Raw genomic sequence first — 23,925 nt, 5'->3', positions numbered from 1 at the left:
ACCCGGACCGGTCACATGTCGTCGCGCATGGCACCGCCGCCCATGTCGTTGCCCATGCCGTCACGCGTACGCTCCCGCACCGGCTGGTTGGTCATCGCGTCCTCCCGGCCCGCCTGGTAGGCGCCGACGCTGCCACGGGCCTTGGCCGTCTCCTGCTCCGCGGTGTTCAGCCAGCGCTCCCAGCGCTCCCGCATCGGGCCGATGAGGCCACCGCCCACGCCCACGACCAGGATGCCCGCGCCGGCCGCGAGGGCCGCGATCAGGACGGGCTGGGTCACGGACGTGGCGATGCCCGCCTGACCGAGTGCGGCGAACGCGCCGAGCGCGACGATGCAGGCCCAGACGATGGTGCCGATGGTCTTGCCGTACGACATCGAGGACAGGGCGCTGGTGACGATGTCGCGTACGAGGTTGGCGACCGCCATGGCGACGACCATCAGGACGATGGCGACGACGGCGCGCGGGATCCACGAGACGATGCCGTCGAGCATGTCGGAGACCGGGTTGCTGCCGAAGACGCCGAAGCCGAGCTGCAGGGTGACCAGGAGCAGGGCGAAGTAGACGACCTTGCAGACGATCCCCGTCATGTCGTACTTGGAGTTCGCCAGCATCCGGGAGGCGCCCGCGCGTTCGGCGAGCTTCTCGGAGCCGACCTTGCGCAGGACCCGGTCGAGGACCCGCGTGATCATCTTCGACACGAACCAGCCGATGGCCAGGACGACCAGGAAGCCGATCAGTTTCGGCACGAATTGAGCGACCTTCGACCAGGCGTCGTTGAGGCCCTGGGTGAAGTCCACGGAGAGACTGATGTACTGCGACATGAGTGGTCCTCCACTCGAAGAGCCCCGGTCGCCACAACGGCGTCAGGGCGATGAATCCCCCACGGCGCGCGGCTTCCGGCGCGTCCCTTCTCCCCTGGATATCAGGGGCCGCGGCCCGGCACAGTGCGGTGATGGGCCGTACGGGTGACGGTCGCGTGACGCCGCGACTACTGTGTGGATGCTCACCTGGAGGATCTGCCCGGTAGCTGAGAGTTCCGATTGTCGTAGCTATCCCCTAGGGTTGACGCATGCCCTTAAACCCTCAGCCCCGTGGTTCCGCACGGTCCGCCGCGGAACTGAACGAGCGCATCCGCGGCCTGTGGATGCGTGCCGGCGGTCGCCTCTCGCCCGAACAGCGCCGTGAGTACGAACAGTTGGTGACGGCGTGGGCTTCGGCCGTGCGCGAAGAGGTCGTGAAGGCGGCCTAGTTGACGCCCCGGCGCCCCTAGGGGCGCCCACGGCGGCGGCGGACAGCGGCGGCGGGCGGGTCCTCGCGATCGAGCACACCGCCGACGCCGATCGGCACTCGCTCCTCTGCCTGACCTCAACTGGTCGCAACTGGTCGCAACTGGCAGGCACAATAAGGCAGTTCACCGGCGGACTAAGCGAACCGACCGCGATTCACGCGTCACTTTCGCGCTCTCATTCCCGCACGTTCCTGCACGCCTCTTGGCTCGGCACCCCCCGTGCCCAACACTGACCCGATGACGCAGCGCGTGGAACTCGCCGCCGTGATGGACCGGTTGGCCATCGACTCCCTCATCACCGAGTACGCAGTAACCGTCGACAACGGAGACTGGGACGCCTACCAGCGGCTCTTCACCCCGGACGGCCGCGCCGACTACAGCTCGGCGGGCGGCATCGACGCGAGCGCCGCCGAAGTGGCCGGATGGCTCGCCGGGACGATGGAGCTCTTCCCGATGCGCCAGCATCTGATCGTCAACAGGAGGCTGCGGTTCGGGACGCTCGACCAGGACATCGGCGACATCGCGCAGGTGCAGGCCGACTACGTGAACCCGATGCGCTTCACGTCACGCGAGGGCGGGGACGGGGACGGGGACGGCAGCGAGGGTGACGGCGGCGCGGAATCCTCGGCCCCGGACTTCATCTGCGGCGGCCGCTACGCCTTCACCGCGCTGCGCACGACCCAGGGCTGGCGGCTGCGCCAGGTGACCGTGCAGGAGAAATGGCGCCAGATCCAGCAGCGCTCCCACAGCCGTACGCCCGGCTGAGAAACGGCACGGTAGGCGCACTGTCCTAGATCGTCCGGGGCGCGCACACTGGAGGAACGACCGGGCGTCGGGGCCGAGGGAGGCGCTGCATGGATCAACTCAGCGACGACCGGGGCCGCCGGTGGCCACGCCTCTCGGCCGCCTCCGCGAAGAGACTCCCATCCTCCGCGAAGAAACTGCCCGCCTCCGCGAAGGGGCTGCTCACCTCGGCCCGATGGCGCGGCGTCCTCGCCGTCGCCGCGGGCGCCCTGCCCGCCCTCGCCTTCCCCGCCCCGTCGCTGTGGTGGTTCGCCTACGTCGCGCTCGTGCCCTGGATCCTGCTGGCACGCTCGGCGCAGACCGGCCGCAGGGCGGCGCTCGACGGCTGGCTCGGCGGCCTCGGGTTCATGGTGGCCGTGCATCACTGGCTGCTGCCGAGCCTGCATGTGTTCACCCTCGTCATCGCCGCGCTGCTCGGCCTGCTGTGGGCTCCGTGGGGCTGGCTGGTGCGGCGGCTCCTCGGCGGAGCCGCGTCGCCCGGACGGACCGCGGCGGCGCTGGTCGTCCTGCCGTCCGGCTGGCTGATGGTCGAACTGGTCAGGTCCTGGGAAGGCCTCGGCGGGCCGTGGGGGCTGCTCGGCTCCAGCCAGTGGCAGGTGGGGCCCGCCCTGCGCCTCGCGTCGGTCGGCGGGGTGTGGCTGGTCAGCGCCCTGATCGTCGCCCTGAACACCGCCCTCGCGGCGCTCGTCATGGCCCAGGCCGCACGCCCGCGGGCCGCACGCCCGCGCCCACACCCACCCGGGGCCTCACGCACGGTCGCCGCCCGGACCATCCCCGCCACCGCGGGACTCGTGGCCGTGGCCGCCGTGACCACCTCCGCCTGGGCATGGGCGCCACGCCCCGAGCCCGCGGGCCGGATGCGCGTGGCCGTCGTCCAGCCCGGCGTCATCGACGGAACCGGCAGCGTCGACAAGCGGCTCGCGCGCGAGGAGAAGCTGACCCGCGATCTCGCGGGCCGGGACCAGGACCTGGACCTCGTCGTCTGGGGCGAGAGCAGCGTCGGCTACGACCTCGCGGAGCGCCCCGACGTCGCGCGCCGGATAGCCGCGCTGTCCCGGGAGGTGGGCGCCGACATCCTGGTGAACGTCGACGCGCGCCGCTCCGACCGGCCGGGCATATTCAAGAGCTCCGTCCTCGTGGGACCCCAGGGCCCCACCGGTGACCGCTACGACAAGATGCGGCTCGTCCCCTTCGGCGAGTACGTCCCCGCCCGCTCGCTCCTCGGCTGGGCGACGTCCGTGGGCAAGGCCGCGGGCGAGGACCGCAGACGCGGCGAGCGCCCTGTCGTGATGAACGTCGGGAACGGCCTGAAGGTCGGACCGCTGGTGTGCTTCGAGTCGGCGTTCCCCGACATGAGCCGTCATCTGACGCGCGAGGGAGCCCAGTTGCTGCTCGCGCAGTCGTCCACCTCGACGTTCCAGTCCAGCTGGGCGCCCGAGCAGCACGCCTCGCTCGCCGCGGTGCGGGCCGCCGAGACGGGCCGCCCCATGGTGCACGCCACGCTCACCGGCGTCTCCGCGGTGTACGGCCCGGACGGCGAGCGGGTCGGGGCGCCGCTCGGCACCTCGGCGAGCGCCACGGCGACGTACGACATTCCGCTGGCCAAGGGCGTCACGCCGTACGTCAGGCTGGGCGACTGGCCGGTGCACGCGGCTCTCGCCGTGCTCGGCGTGCTGTGCGCGGCCGAGGGCCTGCGCTCCCTGCGGGGACCCGCGAAGGGACGGTTCAGGCGGCCCGCTCGGCCTGCTCCTGAGCCGCACGGACCACGCGCTCGCACAGCTCATGGGTCGCCAGCGCATCACGGGCACTGAGCACCTTGCCCGCGCGCACGGCGTCGAGGAAGGCGAGCACGACCTGCTCGATGCCGCGCTGCCTGGCCACCGGCACCCAGTCGCCGCGCCGCCGCACGCTGGGCTGGCCCTTGTGGTCGATGACGTCGGCGAGGTTCAGGACCTGCCGCTTGGTGTCCTGCCCGGAGACCTCCAGGATCTCCTCGGTGGAGCCGCTCAGCCGGTTCATCACGCCGAGCGCGGTGAACCCGTCGCCCGCGAGCTGCAGCACGACGTGCTCCATGAGCCCGTCCCGCATACGGGCGCGCACGCCGACGTGGTCGATGGGACCGGGGGCCAGGAAGCGCAGCGTGTCCACGACGTGGATGAAGTCGTCGAGGACGAGCGTGCGCACGTCCTCGGGCAGGCCGACGCGGTTCTTCTGCATCAGGATCAGCTCGCGCGGGTGCTCCAGGCACTGCGCGTAGCCGGGTGCGAAGCGGCGGTTGAAGCCGACGGCGAGGCTGACCGCGCGCTCATCGGCGAGGCGCACGAGCCGCTCCGAGTCGGCCAGTTCGTACGCGAGGGGCTTGTCGACGTACGTGGCCACGCCCGCTTCGAGCAGCCGGGTCACGATCTCCGGGTGCGCGGAGGTCGACGCGTGCACGAAGGCGGCGTCGATGCCCTGGGCGAGCAAGGTGTCCAGGTCGGTGTGGCAGCGCGCTTCGGGGATGTGGTGGACGCCCGCGACGCGGGCGAGGGTCGCGGGCGTGCGCGTCTGCAGGTGCAGCTCGACCCCCGGCAGGGTGGTGAGCACGGGCAGATACGCCTTCTGCGCGATGTCACCCAGTCCGATACAGCCGACCTTCACCACTGAGCCTGTCTCCTCCGTACGAGTTCCGTTCCCGCAGCATACGACTGCCGCGAGGGGGCAGGACACCGCGGGCAATCGGGCGGGCGGGCGGCAGCACATCCGCCGCGACGCGGCGAAACGACTCAGCTCTCCCGCCGGCCGGCGGCGGACTCACCCGTGCGGGCCAACTTCCCGCCGATCCCTCGCCGAATGCACCCTCCAGCCTTCAGAGTTGCGCGAATGCACCGAACCACGACCACCGCCACACTGCTGGTCTCCGTGGCGGTCACCGCCGTCTCCGGCTGTGTGAGCGTCGACCGGCAGCCCGCGTCAGGGCCGTCCCCCGCGAGCGCCCCGCCCCCGGCGCCCCGCGCCGACGGGGACTCCCGCCCCCGGCTCGTGCAGGCCCCCGCCCGCGAGGCGCTGGAGCTCATGGGCCCGCCGCGCGACCCGGCGCCCCGCGCCACCGGCACCGCCCCGACCGTGCCCGCCGCACCGCCCCGCTCGGCGCCCCCCGCGCAGCGCTCCGGCCCGCCCCCGCACCGCCGCGCCCACCGTCCCGAGGCCGTCGAGCCGCCCGCGGTCCCCACCGCTGTGCCGTCGAACGCGGACCCCTGCGCGCTCGGCAGGCAGTACGGCGGCTGGCAGCCGGGCAGCCCCGAGGCCGTCATCTGCGAGGACGCCTACGGGCATTGAGCCGCCCTCCCCGGCCCCCCGGCCTCACTCCACCTCGCTGCCCTCCCCCAACCGCAGCTCCAGCCTCCCGATGGCCGCCCGGATCCCGTCCCCGTACCCGTCGTCCCCCAGCGCCCCGACCGCGCCACGCGCCCGCCTGATGTGGTTGCGCGCCGCCTCGGGGCGACCGAGCTTCGCGTAGTCGGCGGCCAGGTTGAGGTGCAGGGAGGGGTAGAAGCCGCGGACCGCGATCGAGTCGTGGTGTTCGTGCAGGCGCTCGTCCGTGAGCTCGTCCGCCGCCGACAACGCCCTCAGGTCCCAGGCCAGTTCGGCCGACGGGTCCTCCTGCGTGTCCGCCATGTAGTGCGCGAGCGTGCAGCGGTGCAGCGGGTCGCCCTCCTCGCCGATCTCCGACCACAGCCCCAGGAAGCGGCCCTGCGCCTCCTCGCGGTCGCCCCCGTGGTGCAGCATGACCGCCTGCCCGATCCGGGTCATCATGGCGTCTTCCGCCGCCTGCTCCTGCTGCTCCGCCACCGGGTCCTCCACACTCGTACGCCGTACGGCCATCGTGCACACCGCTCTCGACGCTATCCGCCGCCACCGACAATCACGGTCAGGCGCGATCGGCCGCGAGGCGCTCACGCATACCGCTGGGCCAGGCCGGTGACGGACATCGCCGGGGCGGCGCGGCGCTCAGCCCAGGTCGGGGACCCGCCAGTCGATCGGCTCGTGCCCCTGCGCGGCCACGGCCTCGTCGATCTGGGTGAAGGGGTGCGAACCGAAGAACTTCTTCGAGGAGAGCGGCGAGGGGTGCGCGCCCTTCACGACCACGTGCCGCTCCTCGTCGATGAGCGGGAGCTTCTTCTGGGCGTAATTGCCCCACAGGACGAAGACGGCGGGGTCGGGGCGGTCGGCCACCGCGCGGATCACCGCGTCCGTGAACTTCTCCCAGCCCTTGCCCTTGTGGGAGTTGGCCTCGCCCGCGCGGACCGTGAGCACCGCGTTCAGGAGCAGGACGCCCTGCTGGGCCCACGGCATCAGATAGCCGTTGTCCGGCACGGGGTGGCCTAGCTCCTCCTTCATCTCCTTGTAGATGTTGCGCAGCGAAGGCGGGGTCTTCACGCCGGGCCGCACGGAGAAGCAGAGGCCGTGCCCCTGTCCCTCGCCGTGGTAGGGGTCCTGGCCGAGGACCAGGACCTTGACCTGGTCGTACGGAGTCGCGTCGAGCGCGGCGAACACTTCGTCACGCGGGGGGTAGACGGGACCCTTCTCCCGCTCTTCCTCGACGAACTCGGTGAGCTCCTTGAAGTAGGACTTCTGCAGCTCCTCGCCGAGGACTCCGCGCCAGGACGCGGGCAGCATGGCGATGTCGGTCACGTCAACAACCTCCGGTGTGCGGTCACTTCTCACCACAGAACCTACCGGCGGCCACTGACAATCGGCCCGACCCCCACCGCCCGCTGTCGCTACCGCTACCAGCTGGTCTTGCGCTCCAGCTCCCACATCATCATGATCGCCGAGGGGTCGAGCGCGCGTTCGCCGCCCGCGATCTCCTCGCTCGCCATGATGTACTGCTTGCCCTGCCACAGCGGCAGCAGCCTGGCGTCGTCGACGAGGATCTTCTGGGCCTGCTCGAAGTCGTCGGCCACCGCGCCGCGGTCGGCCTCGCGGCGTGAGCGCGGCAGCACCTCGTCGGTGATCTTCGGCGACGGGTACGGCGTGTTGAGCACGTTCTTCGTGCCGATGAAGGGCGCGATGAAGTTCTCCGCGTCGGGGAAGTCGGGGAACCAGCCACGGCCGAAGACCGGGTACTCGCGCTTCTTGGTGCCCGCGTCGAACTCGGTCCAGGGGCGGCCCTTGAGCGTGATCTTGAAGAGTCCCGAGGCCTCCAGCTGGCGCTTGATCTCCTCGAACTCCCCCTTGGTCGCCGAGCCGTAGCGGTCGGTCGTGTACCAGAGCGTGAGCGGCACCGGTTCGTTGACGCCCGCGCCCTTGAGGATGTTCGCGGCCTTGGCGACGTCGGGGTCCCCGTAGTCGTCGAAGAAGCCCGTGCCGTGCCCGGTGAGTCCCTGGGGGACCATCGAGTAGAGCGGCTCGACCGTGTCCTGATAGATCTTGTGGGCGATGGCCGGGCGGTCGACGACCTGGGCGAAGGCCTGGCGGACCGGCTTCTTCCTGGCCCAGGGGTCATCGGGGTTGAACACCAGGTAGCGGATCTCGGTGCCCGCGCCCTCCACGAGCTGGATGCCCTCGCGCGCGTGCTTGTTGGCCTGCATCTCGACGACGTCCCGCGCCGCGAGCCCACGGAAGGTGACGTCGATCTGCTTGTTCTTCAGGGCGTCGACCATGGCCGACGACTTCTTGAAGTAGCGGATCGTGACGGCGTCGTTCTTGCGGTCGGCCGCGCCCTTGTAGTGGGTGTTCTTGACCAGCTCGGCCCGGTCACCCGCCGCGTACGACTCCAGGGCGTAGGGCCCCGAGCCCGCGATCGTGGTGCCCTCGCGGAGCTTGTCCGCGGGGTACTCGCGGGGGTCCACGATCGACATGGCGGGCGTGGCGAGCACGAACGGGAAGGTGGCGTCCGACTTCTTGAGCCGGAACGTGACCGTCCGGTCGCCTTCCGTCTCGACCGAGTCGAGCGACCCGAGCAGACCGGTCGGACCGCCCTTCACGTCGATGCGCCGCATGCGGTCGAAGGTGTACTTGACCGCCTTGGCGTCGAGCTCGTGGCCGTCGGAGAACGCGAGGTCCTCCCGCAGCTCGCAGGTGAAGACCGTGTTCCTGGCGTCGGTGAACTTGCAGGAATCGGCCGCGTCCGGCTCGGGCTCGGCCGCGCCGCTGGGGAAGCTCAGGAGCGTCTGGAAGACATTTCTGTACAGCTCCCAGGAGCTGTCCCACGCGGCCGCCGGATCGAGGGTGCTGGGAGCACTCATCGTGCCGACGGTGATCTGCTGCTCCTCGTCGGCCTCGTCCGAGGAGAAGACCCCGCACCCCGCGAGCAGGGAGATGGACACCAGCGCCGCAGCCGGCCGCAGGCCCCGGCGGGGCAGCCTGGAGAGGCCACGGAGACCCGCCGCCGCCACCGGGCGAACTTCACTGAACACGCGCACGCTCCTCGATCGGCCATGCCATGGGTCGGCAGACAGTATCGCAATGCCCCGCCGGGCCAACTAGCGGCGCCGACGGGGCACTTGATGCGCGTGTACGTCCCTTTTAAGTGGCGTACCTGCCGAATGCGCAGCCTTCGTCAGCTGACGCCCGCATTGAGGAAGATGCCGCCATCGACCACGAGTGTCTGCCCCGTGATCCAGTCGGACTGGCTCGACGTGAGGAACGCCGCGGCGCCCCCGATGTCCTCCGGCACACCGAGCCGCCCCAGGGGGTACGCGGCGGCGGCCTCCTCCTCGCGGCCCTCGTACAGCGCCTGGGCGAACTTGGTCTTGACCACGGCGGGCGCGATCGAGTTGACCCGCACCTTCGGCGCGAACTCGTGCGCGAGCTGCAGGGTGAGGTTGACCATGGCGGCCTTGCTCATGCCGTACGCGCCGATGAACGGCGAGGGGGCGACGCCCGCGACGGAGGCGATGTTCACGATCGCCCCGCCGTTCTCGCTCTGCCAGGCCTTCCAGGTCTGCTGGGCGAAGCCGAGCGCCGAGATCACGTTGGTCTCGAAGACCTTGCGTGCCACGTTGAGGTCGAGCTCCGCCATCGGCCCGAACACCGGGTTCGTGCCGGCGTTGTTGACAAGGAAGTCGACCCGCCCGAAGGCCTCCATGGCGCGCTCGACGGCGACCGCCTGGTGGGCCTCGTCGTGGGCCTTGCCCGCGACGCCGATGACGCGGTCGGCGCCGAGCTTCTCGACGGCCTCCTTGAGCGCGTCCTCGTTGCGTCCGGTGATGCACACACGGTCGCCGCGGGCGACGAGCGCCTCCGCGATGCCGTAGCCGATACCGCGGCTCGCGCCCGTGATGAGCGCGGCCTTTCCGCTGTCCTGCACTGTCATCTCCGCATCCCTCCGGAACAGAACTACCGGGCCTGGTCTACCGGGCCGGAACTAGTTGAGCGGGCCGCCGGCCACGTACATGACCTGACCCGAGACGAAGCCCGCCGCGTCGCCCGTGAAGAAGGCGATGGCGTTGGCGATGTCCTCGGGGCGGCCCACGCGCTGCACCGGGATCTGCGTGGCCGCGGCGGCCTGGAAGTCCTCGAAGCCCATGCCGACGCGGTCGGCGGTGGACTTCGTCATCTCGGTGACGATGAAGCCCGGGGCCACGGAGTTGGCGGTGACGCCGAACTTGCCGAGCTCCTTGGCGAGGGTCTTGGTGAAGCCCTGCAGTCCGGCCTTGGCCGCCGCGTAGTTGACCTGGCCGCGGTTGCCGAGCGCGGAGGACGAGGAGAGGTTGACGATCCGGCCGAACTTGGCGTCCACCATGTGCTTCTGGATCGCGCGGGACATCAGGAACGCGCCGCGCAGGTGCACGTTCATGACCATGTCCCAGTCGCTCGCGCTCATCTTGAAGAGGAGGTTGTCGCGGAGCACACCGGCGTTGTTCACGAGAATCGTGGGCGCGCCGAGCTCCTCGGCGATCCGGGCGATGGCCGCCTCGACCTGAGCCTCGTCGGACACGTCGCAGCCGACCGCGATCGCCTTGCCACCGGCAGTGGTGATCTGCGTGACGGTGTCCTTGCAGGCGGCCTCGTCGAGGTCGATCACCGCGACGGCGCGGCCTTCGGCGGCCAGACGCACGGCGGTCGCCGCGCCGATGCCTCGCGCTGCTCCGGTCACGACCGCGACGCGCTGCTCAGTGGTGGACATGCTGGTTCTCCTCGCCCTTGGGATGCGGCTCTACGGTACGCCCCGATGGTGAGCGACCGCTTAGTACCTTCAGCTGAACGAGACGCTAGAAGCCCTGGCACCCGGTGTCAACGGCACACCGGGGCCTGTGATTCTTTACCTCACCAGGAGGTCGAGGAGCCGGTCCACCTCCGCGGCGGGATCCGCCGTGAGGCCCGTGTGCACCGGCCCCGGCTGTACGACGGTCGAGCGCGGCGCGATCAGCCACCGAAAGCGCCGCCCGGCATCGTCCCGCTCGGCCTGACCTGCCCCTTCGCCGCCCGCACAGATCCTCTCGACCGCGCCGAGCGCGGCCCTGATGCCCTCCGGGTCGGCCTCCGGGTCGAGGGCGCGCAGCTTGCCCTCGTCGAGATGGGTACGGGCGGCCACGAAGGTCTTGGCCCGGCAGTAGACCACCACCCCCGCGTTGAACTGCTCCCCGCGCTCCACCCGCGGCACGACACGCACCAGGGCGTACTCGAAGACGTGCCGCTCGATCGGCTGCTCGGTCACTGTCCGGCGCCCTTCCGCTGCGGCTCGGGCAGCTGGATCCGTTCGTGGATGGTCTTGGCCCGCGGCAGGAGCGCCGCCACATAGGCACGGCGTACGGCGTCAGGGCTCTCGAAGCCCGGCTCGTCCACCAGCCACGCGTCGGGTACGTCGGCGGCTGCCGCGGTGAGCAGCTCCTCGGTGACGAGCGGGGCGAGCTCGGCGGCGGCCGTGGCGACGTCGGGGCCGAAGGGGGCGAGGGCGTGGTCGGACGCGTCGTACGGCTTGGCGGCCGCGGTCTCGGCGGTGCGCCAGTTGTGGTGCCAGATCATGCTCGCGCCGTGGTCGATGAGCCACAGGTCGCCGCGCCACAGGAGCATGTTCGGGTTGCGCCAGGAGCGGTCCACGTTGTTGATGAGCGCGTCGAACCACACGACGCGGCCCGCCTCGGCCGGATCGATGCCGTACGCGAGCGAGTCGAAGCCGAGCGCGCCCGAGAGGTAGTCCATCCCGAGGTTCAGCCCGCCGCTCGACTTCAGCAGCTCCTGCACCTGCTGATCGGGCTCCCCCAGGCCGAGCACCGGGTCGAGCCCGATCGTCGTCAGGCCGGGCACCCTGAAGCCGAGCCCGCGCGCGAGCTGCCCGCAGATCACCTCGGCGACGAGCGTCTTGCGGCCCTGTCCGGCCCCGGTGAACTTCATGACGTAGGTCGCGTACGTCCCCCGGCCGTCGGCGGCCTCGACGAGGCCCGGGAGCGATCCGCCCTCCCGCAGGGGCGTGGCGTAGCGGACCGCGGTGACTTCGGTGAGCATTGCCCCAGGTTAATGCCGGTCCGAACTCGGCTCGCGCAAGAAGTGCGGACGCGTTTGAACACGGCGGCGCGCGGCCTCGTACCACCAGACATGACCATTTCGAAGGAACAACTGCCCGCTCCCTCCCGCCGTTCGGTCGTGGCGGCGGCCGGTGTCGTCAGCCTGGCCGCCGCGCTCGCGGCCTGCGGTGAGAGCGACGACGCGTACGACTCCGACGATGCCGCGGACAAGTCGCCCGACGAAGCCGGGAAACCCGGTGGCGCCGCCGGGGCGGTGCTCGCCAAGACGTCCGAGATCCCGGTGGGCGGCGGCAAGATCTTCAAGGAGGAGGGGGTGGTGGTGACCCAGCCGACGGAGGGCGAGTTCAAGGCCTTCTCGAACCGCTGCACCCATAAGCAGTGCCCGGTGACGAGCGTCGAGGGCGGCACCATCAACTGCCCGTGTCACGGCAGCAAGTTCGCCATCGCGGACGGGAGCGTGAAGGCCTCCCCGGCGCCGAAACCGCTGCCCACCGCAGAGATCCGGGTGGACGGGGACTCGATCACACTGGCCTAGGGCGCTTCCAGCAGCCGAGGACGTCCTCGGTGGTGGCGATGGTGGCCACCAGGGCGAGCGTGTTGCGGATCATCGCGGGTGCGTAGTCGGAGGGGACTCCCGCGATGGCGTCCGAGGGCACGACGGCGGTGTAGCCCAGGTTCACGGCGTCGAAGACGGCGTTCGGTATCGCCACGTTCGCCGACACACCCGTCACCAGGAGGGTGCGGCACCCCAGGTTGCGCAGGAGCGGGTCGACGTCGGTGCCCGCGAGGGGCGAGAGGCCGTGCAGGCGCCGTACGACGAGGTCCTCGTCGGCCACTTCGATGGGCGGCGCGATCCGGACGGCCTTGGTCCCGGACAACTGCTGCACGGGCAGCCGGCCCGCCGCGCGGAAGAGGCGGGCGTTGCGGTTGGCTCCCCGCCCGTCGGGCCGGCGTTCGGCGACGGCGTGCAGGACCTGGACGCCTGCCTGGTGGGCGGCAGAGACGAGCCGCGCGACATTGGCGAGGCAGCCCGACGAGCGCGCCTGGTCGGCGAGTTCGGGCAGCGCGCTCTCCGTCCCCACCACGCCCTGCTGGCACTCGACGGTCATCAGTACGGTGGTGGCGGGATCGAGGAGTTCCCTGAGCTCTTCGTACGACGGCATCGCTCCCCCTGTCCGGGTCGTCCGGGCCAGCCGAGGCAACCGGCGCCCGGGATGCGCGGAGGGTAACCGCCATTGCGCCACGGCGGAAGAGACCGCATGCTTTCCTGACGCACTGATCTGACGCCCAGTCAGTTTCCCTCGTGCGCCCACCTTTTCCCCATGTCACGGGAGGACCGATGGCCGTCACACAGCGCCGGGGCCGAAGGATCATGATGTCTCCGGGCGAGCTCGACGCGTTCCTCGCCGAGGAGCGCACCTGCCGCGTCGCCACCGTGTCGGGCGACGGCGCCCCGCACGTCAGCGCGCTCTGGTTCGCCTGGGACGGTACGTCCTTGTGGCTGTTCTCGATCACCCGCAGCAAGCGCTGGGCGGACCTGCGGGGCGACCAGCGGATCGCCGTGGTGATCGACGCGGGCGTGGAGTACGGGGAGCTGCGGGGCGTGGAGCTGTCCGGGACGGCGGTCTTCGTCGCCGAGTCCCCGCGCGTGGGCGAGCCGTGCCCCGAACTCGAAGCCCCCGAGCGGCTGTTCACCCAGAAGTACTTCGGGATGGACACGATGCCCTACGACGGGAAGCACGCCTGGATCCGGCTCACGCCCGACGCGATCGCCTCCTGGGACTTCCGGAAACTGGCAGAGCTCCAGGCCCGCCCCTGACCTCTCGCCTAGGGGTGGTCCGCCCCCGCCCCTGAACGCCGGTCGTGCTCCGCCCCCACCCCCTGGAGCGCCTCGACCGCGGCCCTGATCGAGGGCCGGCGGTCGGCGTCCGCGCGCCACACCACGTACACCTGACGGCGCACCCGGTGCCGCACCGCGGCCGTCCTGACCCCGGGAGGCATCGGATCGCGCCCCAACTGGGGCGCCACGCACACGCCGAGACCCGCGGCCACCAGCGCGAGCTGGGTGTGGTGCTCCTCCGCGCGGTGTGCGATCCGCGGCTCGATGCCCTTGGCACGCAGCGTGAACATCAGCCACTCGTGGCAGAACTCCCCCTCCGCCCAGGTGATCCACTCGTCGTCCGCGAACTCTTCTAGGTCCACTTCGGTGCGGTCGGCCAGGGGGTGCGCCGCGGGCATGGCGACATCGGTGGGGTCGTCCAGGAGGGAGGCCTTGACCAGACCCTCGGGCATCGGCAGCGGCTTGTTGTACCAGTCGAGGACGACAGCCATGTCGATGTCGCCGCGCACCACGGCGGCCACCGCGGGCTGCGGCTCCATCTCCTGGGAGCGGACGCGCAGCCCGGGGTGCCCGGCGCTCAGCGCGGCGAGCGTGGCGGGCAGCAGGCCGCGCATCGCCGTGGGGAACGCGGCGATGCGCAGCTCGCCCACGGCCTTGCCGCGCTGCTCCTCCAGGTCGGCCCTGGCGAGCTCGACCTGGGAGAGAATGCGCGCGGCATGCTCGGCGAGCAGCCTGCCGGCGTCGGTGAGGCGCACCCCGCGGCCGTTCTTGGCGAGGAGCTGCTGGCCCACCTCGCGCTCCAGCTTGGTCATCTGCTGGGAGACGGCCGACGTCGTGACGTGCAGCCCCGCGGCGGCGCCGCTGACCGAGCCGTGCCGGGCCAGGGCGTCGAGCGTGCGCAGGCGCTCCAGGTTCAACATGTAAGCGATGCTACGCGATACCGAGCAGTTTATTTCGCTTGTTCTACGAGGTCGACTGCTTCAAGGTGACGTACATGAGCGCCACCACCACCCCTCCCGGCTCCCTCGCCGCACCCTCCGCTCCTCCCTCCCTCACGGAGCCGGAGCGCCGCGCCATCGGCTGGCGCCTGCGCTTCGGCATCCTCTCGCTGATCTGGGGCTTCAGCTTCCTGCTGATCAAGGTCGGCACGGAGGGGTACGCGCCGTTCCACGTCACCCTGGGGCGGCTGGTCTTCGGCACCGCGGTCGTCGCGGCCGTCCTCGTGACCAAGCGCGAGCGGCTGCCGCGCGGGGCACGGACGTGGGGCCATCTCGCCGTGTCGGCGCTCTTCCTCAACGCCCTGCCGTTCTCGCTGTTCTCGTACGCGGAGCTGACGATTCCGTCCACGCTCGCCGGTATCTGCAACGCGACGTCGCCCCTGTGGGGCATGGCGCTCTCCCTGGTCGCGCTCTCCGAGGACCGTCCGACGCGGCGCAGGGTCGCGGGGCTCGGCATCGGGTTCCTCGGAGTGCTCACGGTGCTCGGCGCCTGGCAGGGCTTCAGCGGCCTGGACTTCGGCGGTACGGCGATGGCACTGCTCGCCTCGGTGTGCTACCCCATCGGCTGGATCTACGTGCGTCGCACCCTGGCAGGATCGGGCCACTCGAACCTCTCGCTGACGGGCGCCCAGCTGCTGGTCGCGACCGTCGAACTGGCCGTGGTGACCCCGCTGTTCACGTCCCTGCCCACGCACTTCCCCGTCGTGCCGTTCCTCGCGATCGTGGCATTGGGTGCCGTCGGCACCGGGATCGCCTTCCTGATCCAGTACGGCCTCGTCGCCGAGGTCGGACCGACGACGGCCCAGATGGTCACGTACTTCGTCCCGGTCATCGCCACCGCCGCGGGCGTCGCCGTGCTCGGCGAGTCGCTGAGCTGGTCGACGCCGGTCGGCGCGGTGATCGTCCTGGCGGGCGCGGCGCTCACCCAGTCCAGGCCGCGCGACCGCGCACGGAACCCCGCTCACTCATAGGGCGAAGGCGCGCCCCACCGGCAGCACCACACGGCAAGGCCCGCTCACTCGTAACGCCGCGCGGGAGCGGGCCCGGTGGCGGAGGCGACGGCGTCCGCCACCGCTTCGATGTCACCGCCCCGGAGCGTCGACACGGTGATCCGCACCCCGGGGCGGGCGCCCATCCGGAACCGCGCCCCCGGGGCGACGGCCCACCCCGCGTGCAGCAGCCTGGAGACGGCGCCGGTCTCGTCCGGCACGGGCACCCACACGTTCATGCCGCTGCGCCCGTGCGCCTCGACGCCCCGCTCGGCGAGCGCGGCGATCAGGGCGGCACGCCGCTCTCCGTAGGACGCCGCCACCTCGGCCGTGTCCACCGCCCCGTCCTCCCACAGCCGCACCACGGCCCGCTGCGACAGATGACTCACCCACCCGGGTCCGAGCCGCTGGCGCCCCTGTACGCGATCGACGGTGACGGCGTCCCCGGTGAGCAGGGCGAGACGCAGGTCAGGGCCGTACGCCTTGGCCGTGGAGCGGACGAAGGCCCAGCTGCGGGTGACGCCCGCGAGCGGGTGCAGCGGCAGGTCGACGATGGCGTGCCCGTGGTCGTCCTCGATGAGCAGCACGTCCTTGTGCGCGGAGAGCACTTTGCGCAGGGCACGCGCGCGTGGAGCACTGATCGCGGCGCCGGTCGGGTTCTGGGCGCGGTCGGTGACGATGAGCGCCCGGACGCCGCCGCGCAGCGCCTCCTCCACGTCGGCGGGCAGCGGCCCGTCGTCGTCGACGCCCACCGGGACCGTACGCAGCCCGAGCACCGGCATCAGATCGAGCAGGCTCCCCCAGCCCGGATCCTCGACCGCGACCGCGTCGCCGCGCTTGAGATGCGCCGCGAGCACGCGCTCGATGGCGTCGAGGGACCCGGAGGTGACGGCGACAGGGCCGTCCGGCACCCCGTCCTCGTCGAGGGCCACGCGCGCGTGGCGGGCCATTTCGGGGTTCACGGCCTCCTGCCCGTACAGCACGGGACGCCGGTCGCCCTCGGCGGCGGCCGCAGCGAACACCCCGGCGAGCGGCGGGAGCAGCGCCGTGTCCGGATTGCCGTTCGACACGTCGCGCACCCCGGCCGGCACGTCCACGCGGATCAGCTCGCGCGCCGTCGTCGCGGGCTTGGGGCGTACGCGGCTGCCGCGCCGCCCCGCCGTCTCGATGACGCCGCGTTCGCGCAGCGTGCGGTAGGCGGCGGCCACCGTATTGGGATTCACCCCGAGCCGCTCCGCCAACTCGCGCATCGGCGGCAGCAGTTGACCTGGCTCCAGGTCTCCGCCACCCACCGCGCGCTCCACGCTGGCAGCGATCTCAGCTGCACGCCGGCCTTCGATCCGATACTCTCCTAGCACAAACCAGATTATGCACTAGTGCAATGGAGAAGGCAATGAGCGTCGCATCCGGGTCCGGCATCGAGACCGGCGCCGAGTCCGCCACCACCGACACCGCCTCGTACGCGCCGACCGACCTCACCGTCCCCACCCGTGGGCGGGACCGCGCCGCGTACGACCAGGAATTGGTGCACGCGATACTCGACGAGGCCTACGTCTGCCACCTCGGTTTCGTGCGTGACGGCGCTCCCGTCGTCCTGCCGACGCTGTACGGCCGGGTGGGCGAGCGCCTGTACGTGCACGGTTCGACGGGTTCGCGGCCGCTGCGGATGGCGAGCGACGCCCGGCGGCAGCAGGAGGACGACCCGGGTCTCGCGGTCTGCCTGACCGTCACCCACGTCGACGGCCTGGTCCTCGCCCGGTCGGCCTTCCACCACTCGATCAACTACCGCTCCGTGGTGATCCACGGCACCGCCCACCAGGTCACGGACCCCGAGGAGAAGCGCGCCGCCCTCGACTCGCTCGTCGACCACGTCGTGCCGGGCCGCTCCGCCGACTCCCGTCCCGCGAACGCCAAGGAGCTCGCGGCGACCGCCGTGCTCAGCCTCGACCTCGCCGCCGTCTCCGCCAAGGTCCGCACCGGAGGGCCGAACGACGACCCCGAGGACCTCGACCTCCCGCACTGGGCCGGCGTGGTCCCCCTGCGCAAGGGCCACGACGCCCTCATCCCGTCGGCCGACCTGGCATCCGGCATCGACACCCCCGACTACCTGATCGAGCTGTGATGCTGATCCACCCCTGGGACGCGCCGCACTCCGACGCCGAGTGGCAGCAGTGGCTCGCGGGCCACGACTTCGGGCAGCTCGCGGTCAACGGCCTGCCCGGCGAGCCCCCGCACGTACAGCCCGCGCACTTCGTCTACGAGGCCGAGCACGGCCCGCACGGCCGGGTGATCACCCACCTGGCGCGCCCCAACCCGCTGTGGCCCGCGCTCGAAGCCGACCCCGAAGTGCTGCTCAGCGTGGTGGACGACTACGTGTTCGTGCCGGGCCCCTGGCAGGCACCCCCGGACACCCCGCCCGAGCACGGCGTGCCGACCAGCTTCTACGCCGCCGTCCAGCTCCGCTGCACCGCGCGCATCGTGGACGACCCTGGGGAGAAGGCCGAGCTCCTCAACCGCCAGGTGGCCCACTTCCAGCCGGACGGCGGCTCGGCCCCGGCCGCGGTGGGCGAGGCCCCGTACGGCCGCATGCTCTCCGGCATCCGCGCCCTGTGCCTCGAAGTGACCGGCGTACAAGCAAAGTTCAAGTACGCCGATCACAAACCGCAGGAGGTCCAGGAGCGAATCGCCACCGGCCTCACCCACCGCGACGGCCCCCGCGACGCGGCAGCACGCGACCACCAACTACGCCGCCGCTGAGCGCCCCGTCAGGGGCGCGGGGAACGGACACCGCGCCCAGCCCCCACCGAGCCGCGGACTCAAGGCGGACTCAAGACAGCAGTCGCACGGCCCGCCCACCCGCACCGCGCCCCGCGGCGACCGTCTCGGCGACGGCGAGCCCCGTGACCGCCGCCAGCATCAACAACGTGCCGAGGACCGTGGAAACGGTCAGCTCCTCCCCCAGCAGCACGACCGCGATGACCGCCGCACTCAGCGGTTCGAGGAGCGTGATCACGGAGACGGTCGCGGACCGGATGACGGCGGCGCCCGCGAAGTACAGGGCGTAGGCGACCGCCGTCGGGATCACGGCGATGTACAGCAGGTACAGGCCCATCCGGGCCGGTTCCGCGGTGTGCGGTACGAGCCCCTCCACCGCGGCGAGCGGCAGCAGGCAGACGGACACCACGGCGAACGACCAGACCGTCGTGTCGGCCGAGTCGGCGCCGCCGTCCCGCCCCCACCACCGCGTGAGCAGCGTCATCGCGGCGTACGCGGCCGCCGAGAGCAGCCCCCACCCGACCCCCGCCGGACGCACGCTCGCACCGCCGCCGCCCAGGACGAGCACCACGAGCCCGGCAAGCGCCCCGGCCACGGCGACGACCCCGCCGCTCCCGAGCCGCTCGCTCATGGTGAACCGCGCCCCGAGTGCGATGAGTACGGGCCCCGCCCCCATCGTGACCACCGTGCCGACCGCGAGTCCGGTCGACTCGACGGCCGCGAAGTAGGCGGTCTGGAAGACGGACAGGGCCACGCCGGTGGCCAGGATCCGCGGCAGCCTCTGCCGCAGCGGCGCGCTGACGGCGGCGTACGCGGACCGTCGGCGCGCCCGCATCAGACGGACGGCGAACAGCAGCACGAAGCCGCCCGCGCAGCGCCAGAAGGACAGGCTGACCGGTCCCATGTCACTGGCGTGGAAGACCAGCGCGGCGGCGGCACCAGCGGTGCCCCAGGCCGTACCGGCGACGATCAGATAGAAGAGGCCTCGTCCGACGGACAGCCCGGAGGCAGCAGTCGGCGCACTCGACACATTCGACACGTGAGTTCTCCGCAGAAAGGAAAAGAAGGTCCCTGACTCCGTCTGCGGGCAGCGTCGTTCCACCCGGCCACCGGCCGCGTGTGATCCAGGAGGTGCCCGCGCTTAAGCGGCGGGAGGCGGAAGAACGAGTGCGCGTGAATGCATGATCAACACCCTAAGCGGCAGTGCCGGTTGGCGACAACTGCTCTTCCGGCTCCGGCAGCCCGCCCGCGGGAGGCCCGCCGCGGGGCTTGGCGGGCGTGGACGACTGCGCGATGAACGCCCCCGCGAGCACCACGGCGCCCCCGATGATCTGCGGCGCCGACAGGTGTTCGCCCAGCATGACCCAGGCGAGCACGGTCGCGATGACCGCTTCCAGACAGGCCACGACCCCTGCCACCTGCGGCGAGAGCCGACGCACCGAGAGCACCCCGGTGACGTACGCCACGACGGTCGCCACGAGCACGATCCAGCCGACGAGCGCCCAGGCGGGCACGGTCGATCCGTCCATGTCCGCGCTCCCGGCGAGCAGCGACCAGTCCATGTTCCAGGGGCGTGCCACGGCGGTCAGCACCACGGTGCCGATCAGCAGTCCGAACGCGATGACGCCGAGCGGATCGGGGGCGTCGTCCCCCGCGTCGCTGCCCTGGTCGGACAGGACGAAGTAGCCGACCTGGCAGCACGCGGCGCCCAGCGCGAGCAGCAGCCCCACGGCGTCGAAGCTCAGCCCGGCCCAGATCTCCACGACACAGGCGAGCCCGCCCACCGCGAGCACCACGCCCACCGCGGCCGCCCGCGTCACGGGCCGCCGCTGCACGAAGCGCACCCAGCCGAGGACGAGCGCGGGCGCGAGGTATTCGACCAGGAGCGCGACGCCCACGGGGATGCGGGAGATCGCCGCGAAGTAGCAGGCCTGGACGCCGGCCACGGCGAGCAGGCCGAAGCCGAGCAGGAGCGCGGGCCTGCGCAGCAGCAGTCCGCGGTGGCGCCAGGCGACCGGCAGCATCACCAGGGCGGCGCCGGCCACCCGCAGCCACACCACGTGCAGCGGGTCGAGGCCCGCCTCGATCAGCGGCTTGGCCGCGACGCCCGAGCCGCCGAAGGCGACCGCCGACCCCAGGGCGAGCCCCAGGCCGACGCCTCTTCCCTGGCTCTGCCGCGAGCCTGTTCGTTGCCCCTGAGACGCTTGCACCGGCACATCATGACAGGACGTGTCATGAGCTTCACCCCCGATAGGCCCTGTCTCAATCGGCGGACGTTCCGGCGTACGGGTCGGCACGTGGGTCGGCACGTGGGTCGGCATGTGGATCGGCGAACGGGTCCGCGTACGGGCCCCCGTAGGGATCCCCGTACGTCCCGGCGAGCGGATCGTCCTCGATCCGCCGGAGGATCGCGCGCGCGTCGGCCCCGGCCCGGCCGAGGACCTCGACCGCGCGGCAGTCGGGATCGGCGACGAGCGCCAACAGGAGGTCGATGCCGAGGGCGCGCGGTTCGCCACGCCGGTCGGACCGCTCGATGGCCCTCTCCATGGCGGCGGTCGCGGCCGGCGACCAGCCCGACTCCTTCACCGCCGCCAAGTCGTGCTCACGCACCAGCGGCACGGCTCCGGAGTCCTCGACCGTCCCCTGCCACTGCAGGCCGTAGCCGATGCTCCGCTGCACGAGATAGCCGAGCAGCCGCACCACCTGCGCCCCGTCGTCGAAGGCCGCCCGCACATCGGGATCGGTCTCCAGCAGCGAGTGCAGCAGATGCGCGGTGTCGATCTGCCGGTCCCCGTCCCGCATCGCGCGTCGGCGCGCGCCTGCCACCACCGACGCCAGTGCGGCGCTGAGTCGGGAGTCGGTCTCTGCTCGGGTCGGGCCGGGCTCGGCGCCCTGCGGGGTACGGCTTTGCACATCTCCCACCCCATCAGCCCCCGAGAGCGGCGTCATCGCCGGAGGGAAGCATCTTCGCGTCCGACACAGGTTGGGTACGCATGTGTGGCTTCTCCTCCTTACGGATGAGATCCAACCGTTCTTCCCCGAGGGGCGCGTGCCGCCTTGATTCACGCCGGGCACGCAACCACGGCCCACCGGTCACTCGTCTTTCAGGCATGGAGTGCAGATCCTGGATGGTCGCGCTGCCCGCGATCGACGGCAGGCAGTACGTGTACAGGGTGTACGCACCCGAGAACGCGCTGCCCGCCGACCTCTTCTGGGAAGCCTGGCACTGCCACGACGAGGGTCCTCACCCCCGAGCGTGCGATCTCTTCGACGCGGCGGTGATACGCAGAGTCGGCTGACGCCCGCGCCCTTGCCGACCCGCGCGTGGCCTGCACGGACCGTGCCCGCGCCCTACGCCGGACGCGTCCCGACGACGACCGTGGCGTACAGCTCCTCGTCGCTCACCGCCCGCGGCGAGAGACCTCCGTCGGCGACCGCTTCGAGCGCGTACGGCACCTGGCGCTCACTCGTCTCGAACAGCAGCCGCCCGCCGGGCGCGAGCCAGCGCGCCGCGTCCGCGGTCACCCGCCGCAGGACGTCGAGGCCGTCCGCGCCGCCGTCGAGCGCCACACGGGCCTCATGTATGCGGGCTTCCGGCGGCAGGAGACCGACCTCTTCGGTGGGTACGTAGGGGACGTTCGCGAGGAGTACGTCGACGCGCCCACGCAGGGCGCCGGGCAGCGGCTCGTAGAGGTCGCCCTCGTACACCCGTCCCCCCACGTCGGCGACGTTGCGCCGGGCGCACCGCACGGCGGCGGGGTCGATGTCGGCGGCGTGCAGCTCGACCCGCCCGACGGCGGCGCCGAGCGCGGCCCCCAAGGCACCCGAGCCGCAGCACAGGTCGACGACGACCGCCCCTGGCCCGGCGAGGGCGGCGGCCTCCTGGACGAGGAACTCGGTGCGCCGCCGGGGCACGAAGACCCCGGCGTCCACGGCGATCCGCAGGCCGCGGAATTCCGCCCAGCCCAGGACGTGTTCGAGCGGCCGTCCGGTGACGCGCCGCTCCACCATGGCGGCGAGCTCGGCGTGGTCACGCGCGGCGGCGACGAGCAAGTCCGCCTCGTCCTCGGCGAAGACACAGCCGGCGGCGCGCAGCCTGGTGACGATGACGGAAGGAGCAAGGGACTCCCCGGAATCCCCGGACTCCAGGGGTGAAGCCGGTGAAGCGGGTGATGCCGGTGAGGCGGGTGACGATGGTGTGGCAGACATGAGATGAGGAAACCTTTCGGGACGCCTATGGGGCTCCCTCGGTCACCTATGCCTGGTGGACCGCGCGGTCGCGAAGGGGGAGCGCCCGACCTGCTACTGCGGTAATGGGGCTCACCTCCTGGGTCCGTCCACCCGCGTCCGTCGCGGGGAGGGCAACAGTACCCGACCCGCTTCCGGGCGGCTCCGCCGGAGTTTCCCCTACATCTGACGGTTCATCAGTATTGAATGTTCCAGGCCCTGCGGCTACGTTCCGCGACACCGCAGCTGCGCCCCACCGCAGCACCCAACGAGAAGGGGTCGTCGCATGGCCGAAGTCAGCGCGGAAGCACGGATCGAGGCGCCCGCCGAGAAGGTCTGGGCCCAACTCACCGACTTCTCCTCGTACGGCGAATGGAACGCCACGCACACGAGCTTCCCGAAAGGCGGTCCCACCACGCTGGAAGTGGGCGGCACGTTCGTGGAGAACATGAAGCTCATGGGCTTTCCCGCCGAGGTCAACTGGACGATCGAGGACCTGGAGAGCGAGCGCACCCTGGCCATCAGGGGCAAGGGCCCGATGGGCGTCACGGTCGGCACCCGCTACACGCTCATCCCCGAGGGGGACGCGACGAAGGTACGCATAGACGGGGAGTTCACGGGCGCGGCGGTCTCCCTGATGGCGGGCAAGCTGAAGGACTCGGCGACGGCCGCGCTCGACGAGTCCCTGCGAAAACTGGCGAGCCTGGTCGCCTGACCTCCTCCCCTCCCGCACTTCCCCCTCTCGCCTCTCTTCCCCTCTCCCCCGCGCTCCACCTCTTCCCCGGCCTCCACACAAAGAGGCGCCCCACACATGAAGTGCGGGGCGCCTCAATGGCACTGGGGGGCATCGACCCCCACCACCTCAGTCCTCATCGGCGAGGATCAGGTACAGCTTCTTACGGGCGTCGTTGATGACCGTGAGAGCCTTCTCGCGCTGCTCCTTGCTGCCGGTCTTCCAGACCTGGCCGAACGCCTCCATCAGACCGAAACCGGCCTGGCGGATCTCGTTCAGCGTGTCCCAGTCGACCCCGCGCCCGGCTTCTTCCCAAGGCGCGTCGGGACCTTCCTCGGCCGCGGTGCGGCCTTCCTCGGTGAGCGAGAAGAGCTTCTTGCCGCCCTCGCTCGCGCTGCTGATCAGGCCCTCGTCCTCCAGAAGCTGGAGGGTCGGGTAGACCGAACCGGGGCTGGGCTTCCATGCCCCGCCGCTGCGCTCGGCGATCTCTTGGATCATCTCGTAGCCGTGCATCGGCCGGTCCTTCAGGAGGGCCAGGATCGACGCGCGTACGTCGCCGCGCCTCGCCCTGCCTCGCGGACCGCCCCTGCCGCCTCGACCGCCGCCCCAGGGGCCGCCGGGCCCGCCGGGACCGCCGAAGCCGGGCCCAAAGGGACCGAACGCGGCGCGCCGCCCCTCGAAGCCGCCGCGACCCTCGTGACCGGGGCCGCACTTTCCACGTCCGTGCTCGTGTTCGTAACCGTGGGAACGCATGGCAATCACTCCTCAGCGTGCTTGATCGTGTAGTTGATTATCGCGCCATCGTTGATCTGTCGCGAT

The 23,925-nt window shown here is 71.5% G+C and carries 28 protein-coding genes; 11 read left to right on the top strand and 17 right to left on the bottom strand.

Annotated features, from left to right (window positions below):
- Window positions 1-11 precede the first annotated feature (11 nt).
- Window positions 12-821 carry a hypothetical protein gene (locus tag ACFUPX_RS14530; RefSeq protein WP_383320861.1) on the bottom strand — a complete coding sequence of 270 codons (810 nt, stop codon included), beginning with the start codon at window positions 819-821 and terminating at the stop codon, window positions 12-14.
- 248 nt (window positions 822-1,069) lie between these two features.
- On the opposite strand from ACFUPX_RS14530, the gene ACFUPX_RS14525 reads away from it, so the two are divergent.
- The 3 genes from ACFUPX_RS14525 (at window position 1,070) to lnt (ending at window position 3,903) form a co-directional block, all read left to right on the top strand.
- On the top strand, window positions 1,070-1,249 hold the full coding sequence (locus tag ACFUPX_RS14525) for a hypothetical protein (protein ID WP_383320859.1): 180 nt from the start codon (window positions 1,070-1,072) through the stop codon (window positions 1,247-1,249).
- A 276-nt stretch (window positions 1,250-1,525) separates the two neighbouring features.
- The gene (locus ACFUPX_RS14520) at window positions 1,526-2,053 is read left to right on the top strand and encodes a nuclear transport factor 2 family protein (protein ID WP_383320857.1); all 528 of its coding nucleotides are present in this window, start codon (window positions 1,526-1,528) and stop codon (window positions 2,051-2,053) included.
- 89 nt (window positions 2,054-2,142) lie between these two features.
- A complete protein-coding gene (gene lnt / locus ACFUPX_RS14515) occupies window positions 2,143-3,903 on the top strand; it encodes an apolipoprotein N-acyltransferase (RefSeq protein WP_383320855.1) in 1,761 nt (586 codons plus the stop codon).
- On the opposite strand, the gene ACFUPX_RS14510 is transcribed toward lnt, so the two are convergent.
- Window positions 3,818-4,732, bottom strand: a complete 915-nt coding sequence (locus ACFUPX_RS14510; protein ID WP_383321064.1) for a Gfo/Idh/MocA family protein — start codon at window positions 4,730-4,732, stop codon at window positions 3,818-3,820. The two genes, lnt and ACFUPX_RS14510, sit on opposite strands and share 86 nt — an antisense overlap.
- Window positions 4,733-4,954: 222 nt before the next feature.
- Between ACFUPX_RS14510 and ACFUPX_RS14505 the strand changes: the two genes are divergently transcribed.
- On the top strand, window positions 4,955-5,410 hold the full coding sequence (locus ACFUPX_RS14505; RefSeq protein ID WP_383320853.1) for a hypothetical protein: 456 nt from the start codon (window positions 4,955-4,957) through the stop codon (window positions 5,408-5,410).
- Between the two features lie 24 nt (window positions 5,411-5,434).
- Here ACFUPX_RS14505 and ACFUPX_RS14500 read toward each other — a convergent pair whose 3' ends face one another.
- The 7 genes from ACFUPX_RS14500 to ACFUPX_RS14470 form a co-directional block, all read right to left on the bottom strand.
- Window positions 5,435-5,923 (bottom strand): hypothetical protein, encoded by a 489-nt coding sequence (locus tag ACFUPX_RS14500; RefSeq protein ID WP_383321061.1) that lies wholly within the window; start codon window positions 5,921-5,923, stop codon window positions 5,435-5,437.
- A 159-nt stretch (window positions 5,924-6,082) separates the two neighbouring features.
- Window positions 6,083-6,766 carry a uracil-DNA glycosylase gene (gene ung / locus ACFUPX_RS14495; protein ID WP_383320851.1) on the bottom strand — a complete coding sequence of 228 codons (684 nt, stop codon included), beginning with the start codon at window positions 6,764-6,766 and terminating at the stop codon, window positions 6,083-6,085.
- 95 nt (window positions 6,767-6,861) lie between these two features.
- Window positions 6,862-8,439 (bottom strand): ABC transporter substrate-binding protein, encoded by a 1,578-nt coding sequence (locus tag ACFUPX_RS14490; protein ID WP_383321058.1) that lies wholly within the window; start codon window positions 8,437-8,439, stop codon window positions 6,862-6,864.
- Window positions 8,440-8,636: 197 nt separating this feature from the next.
- Window positions 8,637-9,392 (bottom strand): SDR family oxidoreductase, encoded by a 756-nt coding sequence (locus ACFUPX_RS14485; RefSeq protein ID WP_383320849.1) that lies wholly within the window; start codon window positions 9,390-9,392, stop codon window positions 8,637-8,639.
- A gap of 51 nt (window positions 9,393-9,443) precedes the next feature.
- A complete protein-coding gene (fabG, locus tag ACFUPX_RS14480; RefSeq protein WP_383320847.1) occupies window positions 9,444-10,205 on the bottom strand; it encodes a 3-oxoacyl-ACP reductase FabG in 762 nt (253 codons plus the stop codon).
- A gap of 135 nt (window positions 10,206-10,340) precedes the next feature.
- Window positions 10,341-10,736, bottom strand: coding sequence for a DUF3037 domain-containing protein (locus tag ACFUPX_RS14475; protein WP_383320845.1), 396 nt, complete (start codon window positions 10,734-10,736; stop codon window positions 10,341-10,343).
- On the bottom strand, window positions 10,733-11,524 hold the full coding sequence (locus tag ACFUPX_RS14470; RefSeq protein WP_383320843.1) for a HipA family kinase: 792 nt from the start codon (window positions 11,522-11,524) through the stop codon (window positions 10,733-10,735). Before ACFUPX_RS14470 ends, ACFUPX_RS14475 begins: the two co-directional genes overlap by 4 nt.
- A 90-nt stretch (window positions 11,525-11,614) precedes the next feature.
- Here ACFUPX_RS14470 and ACFUPX_RS14465 point away from each other — a divergent pair, with 90 nt between their 5' ends.
- Window positions 11,615-12,079, top strand: a complete 465-nt coding sequence (locus ACFUPX_RS14465; protein WP_383320841.1) for a Rieske (2Fe-2S) protein — start codon at window positions 11,615-11,617, stop codon at window positions 12,077-12,079.
- On the opposite strand, the gene ACFUPX_RS14460 is transcribed toward ACFUPX_RS14465, so the two are convergent.
- A complete protein-coding gene (locus tag ACFUPX_RS14460) occupies window positions 12,066-12,707 on the bottom strand; it encodes a cysteine hydrolase (RefSeq protein ID WP_383320839.1) in 642 nt (213 codons plus the stop codon). The two genes, ACFUPX_RS14465 and ACFUPX_RS14460, sit on opposite strands and share 14 nt — an antisense overlap.
- A gap of 176 nt (window positions 12,708-12,883) precedes the next feature.
- Between ACFUPX_RS14460 and ACFUPX_RS14455 the strand changes: the two genes are divergently transcribed.
- The gene (locus ACFUPX_RS14455; RefSeq protein WP_383320837.1) at window positions 12,884-13,363 is read left to right on the top strand and encodes a pyridoxamine 5'-phosphate oxidase family protein; all 480 of its coding nucleotides are present in this window, start codon (window positions 12,884-12,886) and stop codon (window positions 13,361-13,363) included.
- 8 nt (window positions 13,364-13,371) lie between these two features.
- On the opposite strand, the gene ACFUPX_RS14450 is transcribed toward ACFUPX_RS14455, so the two are convergent.
- Window positions 13,372-14,304 carry a LysR family transcriptional regulator gene (locus ACFUPX_RS14450; RefSeq protein ID WP_383320835.1) on the bottom strand — a complete coding sequence of 311 codons (933 nt, stop codon included), beginning with the start codon at window positions 14,302-14,304 and terminating at the stop codon, window positions 13,372-13,374.
- 74 nt (window positions 14,305-14,378) lie between these two features.
- On the opposite strand from ACFUPX_RS14450, the gene ACFUPX_RS14445 reads away from it, so the two are divergent.
- Window positions 14,379-15,353, top strand: a complete 975-nt coding sequence (locus ACFUPX_RS14445) for a DMT family transporter (protein ID WP_383320834.1) — start codon at window positions 14,379-14,381, stop codon at window positions 15,351-15,353.
- A 44-nt stretch (window positions 15,354-15,397) separates the two neighbouring features.
- Here ACFUPX_RS14445 and ACFUPX_RS14440 read toward each other — a convergent pair whose 3' ends face one another.
- A complete protein-coding gene (locus tag ACFUPX_RS14440; protein ID WP_383320832.1) occupies window positions 15,398-16,729 on the bottom strand; it encodes an aminotransferase class I/II-fold pyridoxal phosphate-dependent enzyme in 1,332 nt (443 codons plus the stop codon).
- Between the two features lie 35 nt (window positions 16,730-16,764).
- On the opposite strand from ACFUPX_RS14440, the gene ACFUPX_RS14435 reads away from it, so the two are divergent.
- Both ACFUPX_RS14435 and ACFUPX_RS14430 read left to right on the top strand, forming a co-directional pair.
- Window positions 16,765-17,493, top strand: a complete 729-nt coding sequence (locus tag ACFUPX_RS14435) for a pyridoxamine 5'-phosphate oxidase family protein (RefSeq protein WP_383320830.1) — start codon at window positions 16,765-16,767, stop codon at window positions 17,491-17,493.
- Window positions 17,493-18,128: an FMN-binding negative transcriptional regulator gene (locus ACFUPX_RS14430; RefSeq protein WP_383320828.1), complete on the top strand. Its 636-nt coding sequence runs from the start codon at window positions 17,493-17,495 to the stop codon at window positions 18,126-18,128. Before ACFUPX_RS14435 ends, ACFUPX_RS14430 begins: the two co-directional genes overlap by 1 nt.
- A gap of 70 nt (window positions 18,129-18,198) precedes the next feature.
- Here the strand turns inward: ACFUPX_RS14430 and ACFUPX_RS14425 are convergent, their stop codons facing one another.
- From ACFUPX_RS14425 to ACFUPX_RS14415, 3 genes are all read right to left on the bottom strand, one after another.
- Window positions 18,199-19,185 carry a DMT family transporter gene (locus tag ACFUPX_RS14425; RefSeq protein ID WP_383320826.1) on the bottom strand — a complete coding sequence of 329 codons (987 nt, stop codon included), beginning with the start codon at window positions 19,183-19,185 and terminating at the stop codon, window positions 18,199-18,201.
- Window positions 19,186-19,339: 154 nt separating this feature from the next.
- Window positions 19,340-20,356 carry a DMT family transporter gene (locus tag ACFUPX_RS14420; protein WP_383320824.1) on the bottom strand — a complete coding sequence of 339 codons (1,017 nt, stop codon included), beginning with the start codon at window positions 20,354-20,356 and terminating at the stop codon, window positions 19,340-19,342.
- A gap of 52 nt (window positions 20,357-20,408) precedes the next feature.
- A complete protein-coding gene (locus tag ACFUPX_RS14415; protein ID WP_383320822.1) occupies window positions 20,409-21,059 on the bottom strand; it encodes a Clp protease N-terminal domain-containing protein in 651 nt (216 codons plus the stop codon).
- A gap of 197 nt (window positions 21,060-21,256) precedes the next feature.
- Here ACFUPX_RS14415 and ACFUPX_RS14410 point away from each other — a divergent pair, with 197 nt between their 5' ends.
- Window positions 21,257-21,445, top strand: coding sequence for a hypothetical protein (locus ACFUPX_RS14410; RefSeq protein WP_383320820.1), 189 nt, complete (start codon window positions 21,257-21,259; stop codon window positions 21,443-21,445).
- Between the two features lie 52 nt (window positions 21,446-21,497).
- On the opposite strand, the gene ACFUPX_RS14405 is transcribed toward ACFUPX_RS14410, so the two are convergent.
- Window positions 21,498-22,355 carry a putative protein N(5)-glutamine methyltransferase gene (locus ACFUPX_RS14405; RefSeq protein ID WP_383320818.1) on the bottom strand — a complete coding sequence of 286 codons (858 nt, stop codon included), beginning with the start codon at window positions 22,353-22,355 and terminating at the stop codon, window positions 21,498-21,500.
- A gap of 304 nt (window positions 22,356-22,659) precedes the next feature.
- On the opposite strand from ACFUPX_RS14405, the gene ACFUPX_RS14400 reads away from it, so the two are divergent.
- Window positions 22,660-23,088 carry an SRPBCC family protein gene (locus ACFUPX_RS14400; RefSeq protein WP_383320816.1) on the top strand — a complete coding sequence of 143 codons (429 nt, stop codon included), beginning with the start codon at window positions 22,660-22,662 and terminating at the stop codon, window positions 23,086-23,088.
- Between the two features lie 147 nt (window positions 23,089-23,235).
- Here the strand turns inward: ACFUPX_RS14400 and ACFUPX_RS14395 are convergent, their stop codons facing one another.
- Window positions 23,236-23,859 carry a PadR family transcriptional regulator gene (locus tag ACFUPX_RS14395; protein WP_383320814.1) on the bottom strand — a complete coding sequence of 208 codons (624 nt, stop codon included), beginning with the start codon at window positions 23,857-23,859 and terminating at the stop codon, window positions 23,236-23,238.
- Between the last annotated feature and the right edge of the window lie 66 nt (window positions 23,860-23,925).

This window comes from Streptomyces sp. NPDC057302 (assembly GCF_042667685.1).
In the GTDB taxonomy this organism is placed as follows: domain Bacteria; phylum Actinomycetota; class Actinomycetes; order Streptomycetales; family Streptomycetaceae; genus Streptomyces.
This window is presented reverse-complemented; position numbering and strand designations above follow the sequence as displayed.